This window comes from Rhizobium sp. 05N430, assembly GCF_056396985.1.
In genome coordinates this window covers 219,947-237,821 of sequence record NZ_JBFTMO010000005.1, presented here as the reverse complement: position 1 = coordinate 237,821, position 17,875 = coordinate 219,947, and the positions used below count along the sequence as shown (strand labels likewise).

At 61.8% G+C, this 17,875-nt stretch carries 12 protein-coding genes; 4 read left to right on the top strand and 8 right to left on the bottom strand.

Annotation, left to right across the window (positions count from 1 at the left end):
• Positions 1 to 226: 226 nt before the first annotated feature.
• Positions 227 to 2,551, bottom strand: coding sequence for a transglycosylase domain-containing protein (locus tag AC1DJO_RS13900; RefSeq protein ID WP_477971158.1), 2,325 nt, complete (start codon positions 2,549 to 2,551; stop codon positions 227 to 229).
• Positions 2,552 to 2,791: 240 nt separating this feature from the next.
• Between AC1DJO_RS13900 and AC1DJO_RS13895 the strand changes: the two genes are divergently transcribed.
• Positions 2,792 to 2,971, top strand: a complete 180-nt coding sequence (locus tag AC1DJO_RS13895) for a hypothetical protein (RefSeq protein ID WP_112385039.1) — start codon at positions 2,792 to 2,794, stop codon at positions 2,969 to 2,971.
• A 192-nt stretch (positions 2,972 to 3,163) separates the two neighbouring features.
• Here the strand turns inward: AC1DJO_RS13895 and AC1DJO_RS13890 are convergent, their stop codons facing one another.
• Together AC1DJO_RS13890 and AC1DJO_RS13885 are read right to left on the bottom strand one after the other, a co-directional pair.
• The gene (locus tag AC1DJO_RS13890) at positions 3,164 to 3,961 is read right to left on the bottom strand and encodes an SH3 domain-containing protein (RefSeq protein WP_477971156.1); all 798 of its coding nucleotides are present in this window, start codon (positions 3,959 to 3,961) and stop codon (positions 3,164 to 3,166) included.
• 464 nt (positions 3,962 to 4,425) lie between these two features.
• Positions 4,426 to 5,811, bottom strand: a complete 1,386-nt coding sequence (locus tag AC1DJO_RS13885; RefSeq protein WP_477971154.1) for a dipeptidase — start codon at positions 5,809 to 5,811, stop codon at positions 4,426 to 4,428.
• A gap of 216 nt (positions 5,812 to 6,027) precedes the next feature.
• On the opposite strand from AC1DJO_RS13885, the gene AC1DJO_RS13880 reads away from it, so the two are divergent.
• Positions 6,028 to 8,406, top strand: a complete 2,379-nt coding sequence (locus tag AC1DJO_RS13880) for a bifunctional diguanylate cyclase/phosphodiesterase (RefSeq protein WP_477971152.1) — start codon at positions 6,028 to 6,030, stop codon at positions 8,404 to 8,406.
• A gap of 3 nt (positions 8,407 to 8,409) precedes the next feature.
• Here the strand turns inward: AC1DJO_RS13880 and AC1DJO_RS13875 are convergent, their stop codons facing one another.
• A complete protein-coding gene (locus tag AC1DJO_RS13875) occupies positions 8,410 to 8,826 on the bottom strand; it encodes a MarR family winged helix-turn-helix transcriptional regulator (protein ID WP_112385043.1) in 417 nt (138 codons plus the stop codon).
• Between the two features lie 413 nt (positions 8,827 to 9,239).
• Here AC1DJO_RS13875 and polA point away from each other — a divergent pair, with 413 nt between their 5' ends.
• A complete protein-coding gene (gene polA / locus AC1DJO_RS13870; protein ID WP_477971150.1) occupies positions 9,240 to 12,236 on the top strand; it encodes a DNA polymerase I in 2,997 nt (998 codons plus the stop codon).
• 165 nt (positions 12,237 to 12,401) lie between these two features.
• The gene (locus AC1DJO_RS13865; protein WP_477971148.1) at positions 12,402 to 14,813 is read left to right on the top strand and encodes a DNA translocase FtsK; all 2,412 of its coding nucleotides are present in this window, start codon (positions 12,402 to 12,404) and stop codon (positions 14,811 to 14,813) included.
• A gap of 21 nt (positions 14,814 to 14,834) precedes the next feature.
• Here AC1DJO_RS13865 and AC1DJO_RS13860 read toward each other — a convergent pair whose 3' ends face one another.
• Genes AC1DJO_RS13860 through AC1DJO_RS13845 form a run of 4 tightly spaced genes read right to left on the bottom strand, consistent with a single transcriptional unit; the run spans position 14,835 to position 17,801 of the window.
• Entirely contained in the window at positions 14,835 to 15,344 is a 510-nt protein-coding gene (locus AC1DJO_RS13860) for a GrpB family protein (RefSeq protein WP_477971146.1), read from the bottom strand.
• A 14-nt stretch (positions 15,345 to 15,358) separates the two neighbouring features.
• On the bottom strand, positions 15,359 to 15,958 hold the full coding sequence (phnN, locus tag AC1DJO_RS13855; protein ID WP_477971144.1) for a phosphonate metabolism protein/1,5-bisphosphokinase (PRPP-forming) PhnN: 600 nt from the start codon (positions 15,956 to 15,958) through the stop codon (positions 15,359 to 15,361).
• Positions 15,955 to 17,094, bottom strand: coding sequence for an alpha-D-ribose 1-methylphosphonate 5-triphosphate diphosphatase (locus AC1DJO_RS13850; RefSeq protein ID WP_477971142.1), 1,140 nt, complete (start codon positions 17,092 to 17,094; stop codon positions 15,955 to 15,957). Before AC1DJO_RS13850 ends, phnN begins: the two co-directional genes overlap by 4 nt.
• 11 nt (positions 17,095 to 17,105) lie before the next feature.
• Positions 17,106 to 17,801 (bottom strand): DUF1045 domain-containing protein, encoded by a 696-nt coding sequence (locus AC1DJO_RS13845; RefSeq protein ID WP_477971140.1) that lies wholly within the window; start codon positions 17,799 to 17,801, stop codon positions 17,106 to 17,108.
• Between the last annotated feature and the right edge of the window lie 74 nt (positions 17,802 to 17,875).

Below are 17,875 nucleotides of genomic sequence, written 5' to 3'. Positions count from 1 at the left end.
CATTTCCCTGACAGCCCCTTGGGGGATGGGGGTCTTCGAACTAACGCAATCGTGATTGCGGTGATGCGGCGTATATAAGGAGCGGTTTTCGGGACTGCAAGGCGAGAAATAGCCCGAAATCCAGCAAAACGAGCGTGTTGTCTTCAATTTTTACGGTAGCCGGAAAACAAAGGTTTTCGGCTGCACGGCAGCGTAACTGCGCGTTGCAGATCGTCCCTTTCTGCTTCTACTGTCCCATGATCAGATCAAGGAGCGTTGTGCGCCGCGGCTGGCCCTGATGCACCGGCTGCCCCTGGCCGATATCGCCGGGTGGAACCGCGCCGTCATAGCCGTCGTCGGGCCCGACATCGCCGGGAGGAAGAGGGCCGCCAGAGGCCTGTTGCTGCTGCACGGGTGCCGGCGGATATTGCTCGGACGAGCCACCACCGAATACACCGGAAATGATGCCGCCGATCGTCGAAGGCTGCTCCTGCATCGGCTGCGGTTCGCCCTGCGCCATCGGCTGGTTGGCGGTCGCGTTCGGGTCGGCAACGAACTGGCCGCTGCCGAACAGCGGTGCCGGCGACAGCCCCTTATGCGCCGCGATCATGAATTCCTGCCAGGCCTTGGCCGGGAGCCCGCCGCCCGTCACCTTCTTCATCGGCGTGCCGTCGTCATTGCCGAACCAGACGCCCGTCGTCAGGTTGCTGGTAAAGCCGACGAACAGCGCATCGCGCGAATTCTGCGTCGTTCCCGTCTTGCCGGCCGCCTGCCAGCCGGGAATTTTTGCGCTGCGACCGGTGCCGAACTCGATCGTGCCCATCATCATCGCGTTCATATTGGCAGCGATGGCCTCGGAAAGCACACGTGGCGGATTGTCGTAAGTGTTTTCGTAGAGCACCTTGCCTTCGGCCGTCGTCACCCGGCGGATCACATGCGGCGTCGCCTTGTAACCGCCGTTCATGAAGGCGGCATAGGATGCGGTCAGTTCTTCCAGTGTCACTTCGGATGTTCCGAGCGCTATCGACGCATTGGACTGAAGTTCGGTTTCGACACCCAGCCGGTGTGCCAGCTTGATCACCTGGTCGGGGCCATCATACATCACGAGCTGGGCTGCAACGGTGTTTAGCGACTTCGCGAGCGCCGTCGCCAGAGTCACTTCGCCGTTATATTTCTTCTCGTAATTCTCGGGCGTCCAGTTGCCGATGCGGATCGGCGCGTCGTTGAAGACGGAAGCTGGTGTCAGGCCCTTCTCGAGCGCCGCCGCATAAACGAATGGCTTGAAGGAAGAGCCGGGCTGGCGCTTGGCCTTGACCGCGCGGTTGAATTGGCTTTCGGCATAATCCTTGCCGCCGACCAGAGCCCGGATCGCGCCGGTGCCGTCGATCGAAACGAGGGCCGCCTGCGAGGCATCGAGCTTGACGCCTTGCTTCGACAGGATATCGTTCAGCGCCTCGTCTGCCTTCTTCTCCAGCCCCTTGTCGATCGTCGTATCGACGATCACGTCTTCCTTGACCGCGCCGCCGATCAGTCCGGGCAGCTCATCCATAACCATGTCGGCGACATACTGCCCAGCGCCCGACCAGTAGCTCTTTGCCTTGGCCGGGGTCTGCGACATCGCCGTCTTGACTTCGTCGTCGGTAATATAGCCCTGGTCGCGCATCGCCTGCAGCACCACCTGGGCGCGGGCATTGGCGGCTTCCGGATCGCGTGCCGGCGACAGCCGCGTCGGCGCCTTCACGAGGCCAGCGAGCAGCGCCGCTTCACCAAGGTTGACGTCACGGGCCGACTTGTTGAAGTAACGGCGGGCGGCGGCCTCGACGCCATAGGCGTTCGAGCCGAAATAGACGCGGTTCAGATACATCGCAAGGATCTGGTCCTTGGTGTATTTCTGCTCCAGCCAGAAGGAAAGCAGCACTTCCTGCACCTTGCGTTCCAGCGTCCGGTCTGGCGACAGGAAGAGGTTCTTGGCAAGCTGCTGCGTCAATGTCGAGCCGCCCTGGATCGGCTGTCCCGTCAGGTTGTTGACGAATGCTCGGGCAAGGCCCATCGGATCGACGCCGAAATGCGAATAGAAACGCCTGTCTTCGATCGCCACGATCGCCTGCGGAATGTAAGGCGACATCTGCTCAAGCGGCAGCGCCTCACCGCCGGTGGCACCGCGATTGGCAATCACGCTGCCGTCGACTGAGGTGATCTTGACGTTCGGTGGGCGGTCCGGGATCGACCATGTGCTGGCGCTCGGCATGCGTGAGCCATAATAGAAGACCAATCCGGCAACGCCGATACTGGCCCAGATGCCGAGCACGATGCACCAGTAGATCAGCCGGCGCAGCAAGGCGAAAAGCCCGCCGCCATCGCGTTCAGGCGGCTCGCGCCTTTCGCGGCGCTTGCGTTCAGGCGTGCGGCTGCGCGATGGTTTGGGGGATGGAGCGGAGCTGCGTTTTGCGCCGTGGCGGCCGTCGATACGGTCTTCGTCATCGAGCGCAAAATCGTCTTCGTCGTCCTCACGGCGGTCGCGGCCGCTGAAGGACGGTTCAATTCTGTCGCGTGATCTGCTTTTGCCTGCCATTCCGGACCGGTCGTACCCTTTGCCGCCCGCATTTCACTCGTCACGCGGAGCTACCCGATTGAATTGTAAATACGGCGATTTAAGGGGGCGTTAACGTTATTGGATGAAGCCATTTGACGCGGTTCGAGCTCTCGCTTTTGCGCATAGCTGCCATTCGTTGCGAATGTCATGAAACTGACATATATGCCGCCATGTTGCGCCCAAGAAAAAAGCAATAAGCGTAATGCATAGGCATTTGTCATGAGCATCGATCTCAATAGAATTGAAGAAACCCGTCTGCGGGAAATCTGGAGCGTCCACGATTTTGCCCGGCAGTACCGTCTCACCAAGATGGAAGAGAGCCGGCTGAAGATGCTTCACGGCCCTTTTGCAGCGATGCAGGATCTCGTCGCCGCGCATAAGAGTGTCGTCATCTGGTAATTGGGAACCTTTAGGCGTCCCCGCTGTTTCTTCTGCAGCGGGACAGCCCCTCACGTTCCGCTTAAGGTCGGCCGTCCCCCCTCAATACGTGCCGATCGAAATCAGGCCCGGTGTCTCCTTCGGAGCGCCGGGCTTTTTTCGTTCGGCCTCTTCGGCAAACAGAAAGGGCGGCATCGCTGCCGCCCTTGGGGATCAATTGTTACAATTCGGATCGTCGGGCTGGCAGGCGCCGCGCGGCGGTCTGCGGCGGTCGTTGTCATTGTTATTGACGTCGCCGTGCTGCATGATGCCCCTTAGATTGTCGCGCAGACGCTGGCGGGCGGCATCATTGTTGTTTTCGCGGGCGTCCGGTTGACGGTCGGATTGCGGGCGGCGGTTCCGATCGCCGTCATCCCGTCTGCGGTCGGGGCCGCGGTTGAAATCCGGGCGCGGGTCCCCGCCGCGATCAAAATCCGGGCGGCGATCGAAATCTGGCCTCCGATCAAAATCAGGGCGCCGGTCAAAGTCCGGACGGCGATCGAAATCGGGACGCCTGTCGAAATCCGGGCGGCGGTCAAAGTCGCGGGGCGGCGGCGGACGGTAGAATTCCGGGCCGCGGCGCCAGCGGTCACGGTCGCGGTAGAAATCGCGGTTGCGATAGTAGCGGTCCCAATAGTTGCCGACGCTGAAGACCACGGTCGGAATGCCGAGCGGTCGGTAATATTCCGGCCCCACATAGACGCGGCGGCTCTGATAGAGCGCCTGGACATAGCGGCCAGCGACCCAGCCGCGTCCGCCGTAGAACTCGACGTCGCACCACGGCACATCGGCAAGGCAGCCATGGATTTCAACGGATTCGCCAGCCGGGATGACGGCGACTGCCGGATAGCCGGTGCTCGGCCCGGCCCGCATGTTGACGTTGGCAGTCGCATAGCCTTCGGCGGCTTGTGCGATCGCCGGGGCAAGTAGAAGCAGCCCCGTTGCCGCGATCCTGAGAAGCGTGTTTCGCACGTTTCAACTCCCTATTGGGCGCGGCAAAGCCGACGCCTATATGTTCTCCAGCCGGCTTCGGGCCGGCATCAGACAAAGCTAGAGCGCTTGCCGGCTTTTATGAGGCGGCGTGCATTCACGTTGTCTTTCAAAGGCTTGTAATGTGTTTCCGATGAATGCAGCTTGAACGGCGGGGCAAAATCGCGGCGTCTTGAAAAGCGGCGTGCGAATGCCGATATGGGGTCTAAGAGATCGCGGCCTGGACGCGGCGAAGGCACGAGATGCCTGAAGCGTTCTGATCCGAGGGCGAAACGCCTTAATGGTTTGTTAACCTTTCCGGATCAGTCTGGCTGCAATATCTGCTTCCTCCTTGACCACGGATGTACTGGCACCGAAGCGAAGCAGATGACGAAAGGCCGGTTCTTGCCGGCCTTTTTGTCTGTCTGGATGGCGCGCGCTCTTTCGAGCTGCGCGCCTTTTCTGTCTTAAGCCAGTGCTTCCAGGATGCGCACCCAGGAGCGGATGCCCTTGTGGTAGGAGGCAAGCTCGTACTTCTCGTTCGGCGAGTGGATTCGGTCATCGGCAAGGCCGAAACCGACCAGCAGCGATTCCATGCCGAGCATCTTCTGGAAATCACCGACGATCGGGATCGACCCGCCCATGCCGATGACGACAGCCGGCTTCGGCCACTCGTCGGAGAGCGCGTTTTTCGCCTTGGTGATGACAGGCGAATCGTAGGACAGATGGATTGCCGGAGAGGCGCCGTGCGGGTGAAACTCGACCGAGCAGTCGGCCGGGATCTTCGAGCGGATATAGGCGCGGAATGTCTCGCGGATAGCGACCGGATCCTGCTTGCCGACAAGCCGGAAGGAGACCTTGGCCGATGCCTTGGCAGCGATGACGGTCTTGAAGCCTTCGCCGGTATAGCCGCCCCAGATGCCGTTGACCTCAGCCGTCGGCCGCGCCCAGGTGAGCTCCAGAACCGAACGGCCCTTTTCGCCCGATGGTACGGAAAGGCCGACCTGGCCGAGGAAGCTCTCGGATGTCTGTCCGAGCTTGTCCCATGACGACTTGATGTTCTCAGGTGTTTCCTCGACGCCCTCGTAGAAATTCTCGAGCGTGATGCGGCCGGTCTGGTCATGCAGACCCGCCAGCGCTTCCGTCAGGATATGGATCGGGTTGGCGGCAGCACCGCCGAACAGGCCCGAATGCAGGTCGCGGTCGGCAGCCGTGATGACGACTTCCTCACCGACGAGGCCGCGCAGGGCAGCGGCGATCGCCGGTGTCTCGTGGTCCCACATGCTGGTGTCACAGACCAGCGCGTAATCCGCCTTGAGCTCAGCGGCATTGGCCTCCAGGAACGGCTTCAGCGAAGGCGAGCCTGATTCTTCTTCGCCTTCGAAGAGGATGGTGACGCGGCAAGGCAGCGCACCATTGATTTCCTTGTAGGCGCGGCAGGCCTCGACGAATGTCATCAGCTGACCCTTGTCGTCGGCGGTACCGCGGCCGGTCAGGATCTTGCGGCCGTTGCCGGCATCCTTGATCGCGGGTTCGAAGGGATCGTTTTCCCAGAGCTCGATCGGATCGACTGGCTGCACATCATAGTGACCGTAAAAAAGCACATGCGGCGCATTTGGTGTGGCGCCGTCGTGATGGGCGACCACCATCGGATGGCCGGGCGTGTCACGCACCGAAGCCTCGAAGCCCAGCGTCTTGAGATAGGCGACGAGCCATTCCGCCGCCTTGCGGCAATCGGCCTTGAAAGCCGGATCCGTCGATATCGATTTGATGCGCAGCAGCTCAAACAGCTTGTCGAGGCTTGAATTGAGATTCTGGTCGGCGCGCGAAAGCACCGGGGTGACGTCAGTCATTTCCGACTCCTCTTGAAATTCCGGCCGGACGATAGACCAAAGGCCGGCGGGTTTCGAGGAGAAAAACCTATGTCGTTCAGCGGCCGCTTCTCGCAGGTCCGGCGAGTGTCCCACTTTGGCAATGTGTAATAAATGGAGAGAAAGAAATCACTAATGCAATTTACGGTTATTTAGCAAACACTAAATAGCTTGGCTGAAAACGCGGTGAGGTGACCAATGTTTTCAGTGATTGCTTGCGTCAGGGATTACCACGATTGGCGCCTTGTCGGGGCAGCCGCCGTTGTCTGCCTCGTCGGCAGCCTGGCCACCATGCTGCTGCTTTCGCGCGCTCAGGAATGCGACGCAGGGCAGCGGCGTTTGTGGATCGCCGCCTCGGCTTTTGCCTGCGGCATCGGTATATGGGCAACGCATTTCATTGCCATGCTTGCCTATGATGGCGGCCTGCCGATCAGCTACGGGCTTGGTCTCACCGGTCTTTCGGTCGTGCTGGCGATCGCCGGATCCTGGGGCGCGATCCTCGTCGCTTCGGAAGGGACAAGTGGCTACTCCTTCGCCTCAGGCGGCGTGCTGATGGCGCTGGCGATTGCCACCATGCACCTGACGGGCATGCAGGCGATCGAAGCGCAGGCAACGATCGAATACGATCCCTATGTCACGCTCGCCGCCGTCGTTACTGGTGCCGGCCTGGCGACACTGTCTTTCCTGACCTTTTTCAAGCTGACGGGCGCGAAGCGCATCGTCATCTCGTCGCTGATTTTCGTGCTGTCGATCTGCGCACTGCACTTCACCTCGATGAGCGGCATCGTCCTTGTTCCTGATCCGGCCAAGGACGTTGCCCAAATGACGATTGCAACCGATGTCCTGGCAGCCATCATCATGGCTGTATCGACTGGGCTGATCCTTGTCGCGCTCGGCGCCGTCTTCCTCGAAAGCCACCTCACCGACCTGCGCGGCCTCGCCAACGCCTCGCTTGAAGGCCTGCTGATCCTGCGCGACGGCCGGATCATCGATGCCAATGAGCGGTTCCAGGAAATGTCCGGCTGGAAACTCACCGAGCTTCAGGGAAATGTCCCCGATGTGGTCTTGATCTCCCATAGCGCCGACGGCGAAGGGCATCGCGAGATGCTGCTGATCGCCCGCGACGAAACCGAAATATCCGTCGAGGTAGTGGCCAAGAAGATCGTCTATCGCGGACGCGGCTGCGAGGTGCTGGTGATCCGCGATCTCACGGAGCGCAAGCGTGCCGAAGAGATGATCGAGCATCTCGCCCATCATGACGTGCTGACCGACTTGCCGAACCGCTCGCTGTTCGATACCCGCATCCGCCAGGCGCTGCAGATCGCCCACCGCAAACGCAGCCAGGTCGCTGTCTTCTGCCTCGACCTCGATCGGTTCAAGGCGGTCAACGATATCTTTGGCCATGCAGAGGGTGACCGTATCCTGTGCAAGGTCGCCGCGATCCTCAAGCGTTGCGCCGCCGATGGCGAAACGGTGGCACGCCTTGGCGGCGACGAGTTCGCGATCATCCAGCCCGGAAAGCAGCCGGAGGCCGCCCGCCGGCTCGCGGCCCGCATCCTTGATGAATTCGCTGCCGGAATGGACACGACGTGCGATCCGACCGCAGTCGGCGTCAGCATCGGGATCGCGCTCTTCCCCTCCGACGGAACGACTGCGGAAGATCTCTGCAACAATGCAGATACGGCGCTTTATCGCGTCAAGCATGCAGGCCGCGGCAGCGCCTGCTTCTTCGATGCGGAGATGGACGAGGCGGTGCGTGCCCGCCGCCAGATCGAAAACGACCTGCGCCACGCGATCATCCGCAATCAGATCCATGTGAGCTACCAGCCGATCCTCGACACCAGGACGGGTGAAATCAACGGCTACGAAGCGCTGATGCGCTGGAACCGGCCCGGCCATGGCATGAGCGAACCCAATATCTTCATCCCCATCGCCGAGGAGAGCGGCACGATCGTCCAGCTCGGCGAATGGGTGCTGCGGCAGGCCTGCATGGAGGCGGCGCGCTGGCCGGATCCGCTATCCATAGCCGTCAATGTTTCTCCCGTGCAGTTCATGCTGCCCAATCTCTACGATCAGATAGCCGGCATTCTAACGGAAACCGGTCTCGTGCCGGCCAGGCTGGAGCTTGAGATCACCGAGGCCGCACTGGTGCGCGATCGCGCCCGTGTCATGGCCACGCTGGTCAGGCTGCGCGAACTCGGCGTCAGGATCGTCATGGACGATTTCGGAACCGGTTTCTCGTCGCTGAGCAACCTCAGGACTTTCCCCTTCGACAAGATAAAGGTTGATCGCAGCTTTACCGGCGCTCTTGAACATGACGCTGCGGCGCGCTCGATCGTCCGTGCGATCATCGGCCTTGGTCATAGCCTCGGAATGCCCGTTGTAACGGAAGGCGTCGAAACCGAAGTGCAGCGCCAGATCGTCATGGACGAAGGCTGCGCGCAGGTGCAGGGGCTGTTGCTTGGCAAGCCGGATATCGAACCCAGCATCAAGGCGGCGGCGCGCGAGAGCTTCCTCTCCGCCCAGACGGGAACCGAGGTGCTGAAAATTCACCGCACGGCCACGCGTCAGGGGTAATGCTCAGATCTTCTTGGCGTTCTCCAGAAGCCGGCGGATATATTCCAGCATCAGTTCGCGCTCGAAGGTCTTGAAGCCGTCGAACAGCGCCAGATCCGCTTCGCGGGCCGTATCGACCGCCTCGTCCCGCATCGCCTGCGCTTTGGGCGTCAGGAATATCAGCTGGGCCCGCTTGTCGGAAGGATGCGGACGCCGCTCGATCAGCCCGTCGCGAACCATGCGCGACAGGGTATTGGCCATCGTTGCCTGCTCGATATCGACCCGCTCAAGAAGCTTTTTCTGCGTCAGGCCATCCTCGGCCCACAGTTCCAGCAGGATTGGAAACTGGCCGGGAGAAAAGCCGAGACGCCCCGCGCGCTGCTGCAGCGAGCGGGCGAAACCCTTCGCCAGCTGGCTGGCAAGGTAGGCTCCCGAATCCATGCGATTAAATCCCATGATTGTAGTTAGGCCCAAAAGCGCGGCTGAAACAATGCAACAAATCGCATGCGATGGATCAAAAGATGCCTTTTTGCTTCAGATTTATCCATTGATGCAGAAAACAAAGCCGCCATGGTCTGGAGGTTGACCATGGCGGCTCAAAAATGGGGACAAAGGCCCGGAGAGGGGAATGAGGCCTTTGTCCAAGTCTGATGCGGCGGGGGACAAGCCGGGTATCAGACCCGCGGCGCGATCAAACGCCGGTGACTTTGATTTGTGATCTGGAATGTGGTTTTTCAAGGGAACGCGAATAAGCCGCCGATTACAAATTGGTAACAGTTCGGTGAAGGGGTGAATCCCGGATGCCACAGAACTTTATATGGATTTCGCGATGCCTCCACGCTATCCATGCTGCCATGAAAAAAGGCGATCATCTCTTCCTCGTAGACGGCTCCGGCTTCATCTTTCGCGCATTCCACGCGCTGCCGCCGCTGACCCGCAAATCCGACGGTTTGCCGGTTGGCGCCGTCTCCGGCTTCTGCAACATGTTGTGGAAGCTCCTGACCGACGCGCGCGACACCTCGGTGGGGGTGACGCCGACGCATCTGGCCGTCATCTTCGACTATTCCTCGAAGACCTTCCGCAAGGATCTCTACGACGCCTACAAGGCGAACCGCTCGGCGCCGCCTGAGGAGCTGATCCCGCAATTCGGCTTGATCCGCCAGGCAACCCGCGCCTTCAATCTGCCCTGCATCGAGACCGAAGGTTTCGAGGCTGACGACATCATCGCCACCTATGCCCGCCAGGCCGAAGCCACCGGCGCCGACGTCACCATCGTCTCTTCGGACAAGGACTTGATGCAGCTGGTGACGCCGAATGTCCATATGTATGACAGCATGAAGGACAAGCAGATCGGCATCCCTGACGTCATCGAGAAATGGGGCGTGCCGCCGGAAAAGATGATCGACCTGCAGGCGATGACCGGCGATTCGGTCGACAACGTCCCAGGCATTCCCGGCATCGGCCCGAAGACTGCGGCGCAGCTGCTGGCCGAATATGGCGATCTCGATACGCTTCTGGAGCGCGCCCACGAGATCAAGCAGGAAAAACGCCGCCAGACGATCATGGAAAACGCCGATAAGGCGCGTCTTTCGAGAGAGCTCGTGCGGCTGCGTCTCGACGTTCCGCTGGAGCTTAAGGTCGAGGATCTGGTGCTGGAGCCGCAGAACGGTCCGAAGCTCATCGGCTTCCTTAAGACCATGCAGTTCACGACGCTGACGCGCCGCGTCGCCGAAGCCTGCGATTGCGATGCCAATGCCATCGAGCCTGCCGAAGTGGCCGTCGAATGGGGCGCCGCAGCGCACGGCCCGGATCTCGATGTGGCTGAGCCCGCCCCGGTTGCCGGCGGTATTCCGGATGTAGCCGGCGCCTCCGTTCCGGTGCCGGAGAAAGCCAGGGCCGCTGCGGTCGAGGGTGCCTTCGTTGCTGCCGATCTTGCCAAGCAGCGCGCCGAAGCCTTCGCTGCCTTGCCGTTCGACCATTCGGCTTATGTGACGATCCGTGATGTCGCGACGCTCGATCAGTGGATCGCCGCTGCACGCGATACCGGCCTTGTCGCCTTCGATACCGAAACGACGTCGCTTGATGCGATGCAGGCCGAGCTCGTCGGCTTCTCGCTAGCGATTGCCAACAACGCCAAGGATCCGACAGGCGTGTCGATTCGTGCCGCCTATGTGCCGATCGGACACAAGACCGGCGTCGGCGATCTGCTCGGTGGCGGGTTGGCTGAACACCAGATCCCGATGCGCGATGCGCTGCCGCGGCTGAAGGCGCTGCTGGAGGACGAATCGGTTCTGAAGGTGGCTCAGAACCTCAAATACGATTACCTGCTGATGAAGCGCTACGGCGTCGAGACGAAGAACTTCGACGACACGATGCTGATTTCCTACGTCCTTGACGCCGGCACCGGGGCCCACGGCATGGATCCGCTGTCTGAGAAGTTCCTCGGCCACAAGCCGATCGCCTACAAGGACGTCGCCGGAAGCGGCAAGTCGAACGTCACCTTCGATCTCGTCGATATCACCAGGGCAACGCACTACGCCGCCGAAGATGCGGATGTCACTCTGCGCCTCTGGATGGTTCTGAAGCCGCGGCTCGCCGCCGCCAAGCTGACGACGATCTACGAGCGTCTGGAGCGTCCTCTCCTGCCCGTTCTCGCCCATATGGAAGAGCGCGGCATCACCGTCGACCGTCAGATTCTCTCGCGCCTCTCGGGCGAGCTGGCGCAGGGCGCTGCACGCCTCGAGGATGAAGTCTACACGCTGGCGGGCGAGCGCTTCAACATCGGTTCGCCGAAGCAGCTGGGCGATATCCTGTTCGGCAAGATGGGCCTCGAAGGCGGCACGAAGACCAAGACCGGCCAGTGGTCGACATCGGCAAGCGTTCTCGAAGACTTGGCCGCGGCCGGCTTCGAGCTGCCGCGCAAGATCGTCGACTGGCGCCAGCTGACCAAGCTGAAGTCCACCTATACCGACGCGCTTCCGGGATACGTGCATCCGCAGACCAAGCGGGTTCATACGTCCTATTCGCTGGCCTCCACCACGACCGGCCGACTTTCGTCGTCGGAGCCGAACCTTCAGAACATTCCGGTCCGCACTGCCGAAGGCCGCAAGATCCGCACGGCCTTCATCTCGACGCCGGGACACAAGCTGATCTCGGCCGACTACAGCCAGATCGAACTGCGCGTGCTGGCGCATGTCGCCGATATCCCGCAGCTGACCCAGGCATTCGCCGACGGCGTCGATATTCATGCCATGACCGCCTCCGAGATGTTCGGCGTTCCTGTCGAGGGCATGCCGAGCGATGTCCGCCGCCGCGCCAAGGCGATCAATTTCGGCATCATCTACGGCATCTCGGCCTTCGGCCTCGCCAATCAGTTGTCGATCGAGCGTTCCGAGGCGGGCGACTACATCAAGAAGTATTTCGAGCGCTTCCCCGGCATCCGCGATTACATGGACAGCCGCAAGCAGATGGCCCGCGACAAGGGCTATGTCGAAACCATCTTCGGCCGGCGAATCAACTATCCGGAAATCCGCTCGTCCAATCCGTCGGTGCGCGCCTTCAACGAGCGCGCTGCGATCAACGCGCCGATCCAGGGCTCGGCTGCCGATGTCATTCGCCGCGCGATGATCAAGATGGAACCGGCGCTTGCCGAGGCCGGTCTGGCCGATCGTGTGCGCATGTTGCTGCAGGTGCACGACGAACTGATCTTCGAAGTAGAGGACGCCGACGTCGAGAAGGCCATGCCGACCATCGTCTCTGTCATGGAGAACGCCACCATGCCGGCGCTGGAAATGCGCGTTCCGCTCAAGGTTGATGCGCGCGCGGCTAGCAACTGGGACGAAGCGCACTGAGCGCTTCGTCCGATATTTGCAAAGATTTTTCTTAAAGATCCAAGTCTTTGATTCCGTTTGATTTACGGCAAAATGCGCGTGGCATTTTAACGCGGAAGGAAGGAACTTATTAACCTTCCTTTTCTAATCCGTTCAGGTCGGTAATTTGAGTGAGCAGCAGGTCGCATGCGTTTTCCCAGAACGAACTTGACGGATGCCGCGGAGATTTCTGCGGAAGTTGACGTGCATCAGGATGAAGACGGCACAGGTGAGCGCCCGGCGCCGCCAATCTGGCAGAGCAATTTTTCGCTGGCGCCGAATGTCCGGTTCACCCGTACGCCGGAGAACCTGCTGCGCCGCACCCCACCCGAAATCCCGCAGCTGGATGAGCCTGTAGAGGTCGTCGTCGCCGAAGCGGCTCAGGCCGTGGAAAGCCGTACGCCGATCGTCGTCGATGTCCCCTTCGACGCGCATGCCCCGCAGCTCGCGCCAGCCGTCCGCGTCCCGGTCCCGCCGGTGACCCGCGTGACGGCACAGCCTGTCGTCAGGCCACCGCTGCTGCCCATCGTCCGCACACCGGTCCAGCCCGCTGCACCCGTTCACGTTCCGTCTTTGCCGGAAGCGCCTGTGGCGGCAGGGCCTTATCATGCCGCCGGTGAGCTTGCCTCGATTTCGGACTTCGCCTTCTGGGAGGTCATGGCCTTCGAAGAGGGCGCTGCACCTGCCGCGCCGCAGTTCCACCCGGTTCCGATGCCGAAGGTAGAAGTATCCGCCGAGTCGATCATCGCCAATTTCCGCGTCATGGAATGGCACCCGCACCGGCGCATGGAAGCGGCACCTGCAATCGCACCGGCGCCGATCGCGGCACCGGCGCCCGCTGCGCCAGCCCCCGTGGCCGCCCCGCCCCAGGCAAAGCCGGTTCAAGCGGCAGCACCCGTGCCACAGCCGGCAGCGGTAGAAGCCCGCGCGCAGCCGATCGCACCGATCCCGGTCCGCACACCCGCCGTCGCCCCGGTGACGATGCCGGCGCCGCGTCTGGCTGCTGCAAAGCCTGCTGCCGCGAAGGTCGATGCATCCGGCTACGAATTCCCGCCGAACGAGTTGCTGCAGCAGCCGCCCGAGCGGCTGGGCGAAATCATGACCCAGGAAGCGCTCGAGCAGAACGCCGGCCTCTTGGAAAGCGTGCTCGAAGATTTCGGCGTCAAAGGCGAGATCATCCATGTCCGTCCCGGTCCGGTCGTCACCCTCTACGAATTCGAACCGGCGCCCGGCGTGAAGTCGTCGCGGGTGATCGGCCTTGCCGACGATATCGCCCGCTCGATGTCGGCTCTCTCGGCGCGCGTTGCCGTGGTGCCTGGGCGCAACGTCATCGGTATCGAACTGCCGAACCAAACGCGCGAAACCGTCTATTTCCGCGAGATGATCGAGAGCCAGGATTTTGCCAAGAGCGGCTACAAGCTGGCGCTCGGCCTCGGCAAGACGATCGGCGGCGAGCCTGTCATCGCCGAGCTCGCGAAGATGCCGCATCTGCTCGTTGCCGGCACCACCGGTTCAGGCAAGTCCGTTGCCATCAACACGATGATTCTGTCGCTGCTCTACCGCATGTCGCCGGAGCAGTGCCGCCTGATCATGGTCGATCCGAAGATGCTGGAGCTGTCCGTCTATGATGGCATTCCGCACCTGCTGACCCCCGTCGTCACCGATCCCAAGAAGGCCGTGATGGCGCTGAAATGGGCGGTCCGCGAGATGGAAGAGCGCTATCGCAAGATGTCGCGTCTTGGTGTCCGCAATATCGACGGCTATAATGGCCGCGTGGCGCAGGCCCGCGAAAAGGACGAGACCATCCACATTATGGTCCCCGTCGGCTTCGACAAGGGCACTGGCGCGCCGATCGAGGAACAGCAGGAACTCGACCTGACGCCGATGCCTTACATCGTCGTCATCGTCGACGAGATGGCCGACCTGATGATGGTCGCCGGCAAGGATATCGAAGGCGCGATCCAGCGTCTGGCGCAGATGGCCCGTGCCGCAGGCATCCACCTGATCATGGCGACGCAGCGTCCGTCTGTCGACGTCATCACCGGCACGATCAAGGCGAACTTCCCGACCCGCATCTCCTTCCAGGTGACGTCGAAGATCGACAGCCGTACGATCCTCGGCGAGCAGGGTGCGGAGCAGCTGCTCGGCCAGGGCGACATGCTGCACATGCAGGGCGGCGGCCGCATCGCCCGCGTCCACGGTCCCTTCGTCTCCGATCTCGAAGTCGAAAAGGTCGTTGCACACCTGAAGACGCAGGGCCGTCCAGAATATCTGGATACGGTCACGGCGGGCGACGAGGAAGAAGAGGAAGCCGAAGACAGCGCCGTCTTCGACAAGAGCGCCATGGGCGCCGAGGATGGCGACGAGCTCTATCAGCAGGCGGTCAAGGTTGTGCTGCGCGACAAGAAGTGCTCGACTTCCTACATCCAGCGCCGCCTAGGCATCGGCTACAATCGCGCCGCATCGCTGGTGGAACGCATGGAAAAGGAAGGCCTCGTCGGCCCGGCAAACCATGTCGGCAAGCGTGAAATCGTCTCGGCGCGAGGCGAGGGCGAGTAGGTATGCGATTGCAGCGCCGGTTTAACGGCGCTGCAATTCAGCTAGGCGCACCGTCTCGCGAACAAACTCCGTCTTTCCGCCGGTATAATAAGCCCAGTCGTCCTTTGCCTCGCCCATCAGCCGCAGCTTCAGCGCGGCATAGGCGGCTGCCCTTTCGGGGTGTGTCATAAGATAATCGCGAAACAGGATGCGGTCGCGCAGGACGTGGCTCTCCAACGTGCAAAGATATAGCCGCGCCCCATAGGAGCCGCGGCCGCTGGTGAAGGTCCAGCTCTGATCGCCGTATTTGTCGCCGTGATAAGTGTAACCGGGCACCGCCTGCATCCGCTCGACGGCCGTGGTAACGGTTTCCAGATCAGCAAAGGCCGCATGCAGATCGATCTTCGGCTTTGCCGCCAATCCGGGAACGGATGTGCTGCCGACATGGTGGAACACCGGCGCCAACCCGGCGAACACCGGCGCGAGTTCGGCGCTCACCTGCGCAAAGAGATCCGGCCAACTGTCATCGTAGGGTAGGACGACGATGGCCATGGGATCTCCTTCGATCAGCCTACTTCCGCGAGGAAGCCGTTCAGCGTATCGACGATCTTGCGTTCGGCCTCGGCCAGCGTCCCGCTATTGTCGAGATCGGTGACGTCGTAGTCGCCGCGAACCGTCAGCGAGCCGCGGGCGAGACGGGCCATGATGTCTTCATGGGTTTCGCGGCCGCGGGCTTCGAGGCGGCCTGCGAGCACTTCAGGCCGGGCCGTGACGTTGATCACCTTGAGACGCGGGAAGGCGGCCTGGAAGTGGTGCAAGGCTGAGCGTGATCCGTTGGCGATGACCAGGTGTCCCTTGCCGAGCGCCACGGACACCTCGGCCGGAATGCCGTATTTCAGGCCATGCGCTTCCCACCAGACGGCGAAGCTGCCGGATTGCTCCATCGAGGCAAAGCCGGCATCCGATACCGAGAGATGGTCCTCGCCGCCGGCATCGCCATCACGGGTGATGACGCGGCGGACAAAATGGACGTCGGGACGGCTGCCGAAATGCTCGGCGGCGACGGCGATCAGCGTATCCTTGCCGGCGCCGCTCGGGCCGACAACGACGACCATGATGCCGCGTTCGCTGCCGGGAACTGCGTGGGGTTCGTGCGACGGGATCATGCGACACGGCGTCCTTCGCGCCAGACAGAACGGGTGACCGGCACGCCTTCGTCACGGAAGACGCGCACCAGATCGGCGCGCAGCCCGGTGGCGATCCGGCCGCGGTCGTCGAGGCTGACGGTGCGGGCCGGCGTCGAGGTGACCATGGCGATCGCCTTCGGCAGCGAAATGGATTCAACCTCATCGGCGATGATGAAGGGCGCATAGAGCATGCTGAGCGGAACGTAGTCCGAAGACAGCACATCCAGAACGCCGCGCTCGGCGAGATCGCGGGCGGCGATATTGCCGGAATGCGACTTGCCGCGCACGATGTTCGGCGCACCCATCAGGACGCTCATGCCGTGTTCATGGGATGCCTTGGCGGCGTCGAAGCTGGTTGGGAACTCGGCAAGGCGGACACCGTTCTCGATCGCCTCGTCCACATGATCGAGCGTCGCGTCGTCGTGGCTGGCGATCGTGATGCCGCGTTCCTTGCAGATCTTGGAAATGGCGATGCGGTGCGGCGTCGAGTTGCGGGCAGATTCGGCAAGCCGCTTCTCGATGAACTTGGCGAACACCTCGTCGGAGATGCCGCGCTTCTTCTGATAATAGAAGATGTACTGGTCCATGGTCTGGAATTGCCGCTGACCGGGCGCGTGGTCCATCAGCGAGACGAGCCGGACATAGGGATCGTTCTCGAAGTCGGCGAAATGCTCCATGACGTTGTCGGCCGAAACCTCGCAGCGCAGATGCAGCAGATGCTCGGCCCGCAGGCGGCCTTCCTGTTCGGCCTTCTGGATGGCGTCTGCCATGTCGCGCATCTCGCCGCGATCGAAGCCGCCATCCTCGTCCGCGCCCATGCGCAAGCAGTCGAAGACGGTGGTGATGCCGGAGGTGACGATCTGCGCATCGTGCGCCTGGATCGCTGCCGTCTTGTGCCAGCGCAGGCCGGGGCGTGGCGAGTAATGGCCTTCCAGATGGTCGGTATGCAGTTCGACGAGACCGGGAAGCAGGTAGTCGCCCTCGAAATCCTCGCCATGGGCCGAGTTGCCCTCGGAAATGTCGGCGATCTTCCCATCGCGGATCAGCAGCGAGCCGTGAAGGATGTCATCCTCGAGAATGATGCGGGCGTTGGAAAGCACGGTCTCTTTTGTCATTGCATCGTCTTTCAGCGTTTGGTGCCGGTAAGCGGCAAAAGGCTATGAACCTTGAAATCGGCGCCGCGTGTCTCCTCGGTGAAGACGGCGATGCCGGAAATGGGAAGCGGGCGGCCGGTGAAAGCGCCAAAACGCCGCTCCAGGATCGATTTCATCAGCGCCGAGCGCTCGTCGGGAACCTGGCCGGTCAATGTCATGTGGAAGCCGAAATCGTCCATGACATAGGGATAGCCCCAGCGCATCAGATTGGCTCTCTGGCTTTCCGTCAGCTTCTCCGGCTTGCGCCTGGCAATATCGGCCTCGGACAGGGCGGCACGCAGCGGCTCGAAGGACTTTACCACGCTTGCGGCAAAATCCTGAAGCGGCGGATGCAGCGAACCGGGCACGAGTGCGAAGAACCGGCCAAGCTGGCCGAGCACCAGTTCGGGAATTTCGAAGGCTGGAGTGCGGGCCGCGAAATCCTCGACCACGGCCATCAGGTCGCTCTCGGTCACCGAGGAGGCAAGCGCGAATGGCGCCTTGATCGTCGCGTGGAAGCCGTAACGGCGCGGATCTGCGGTCAGTGCCAGCTGCTCTTCGGCAGGAAGCCCCGCCTCTTCGGGAGCCGGGTAAGTTTCGCCGGAAAACGCATCGCGGCCGAGCCATTCGGCAGCCGCCCGCGTCAGGAAATCATCCTGCGGCGGCGTGAAATAGAGAGCGTATCGCAAAGGTCTTGTCCCGGGAAAGCGTCAGAAACAGGGGTCGCAATGTCAGTGATTTGACTGCGGACTGCAAGCTGGTT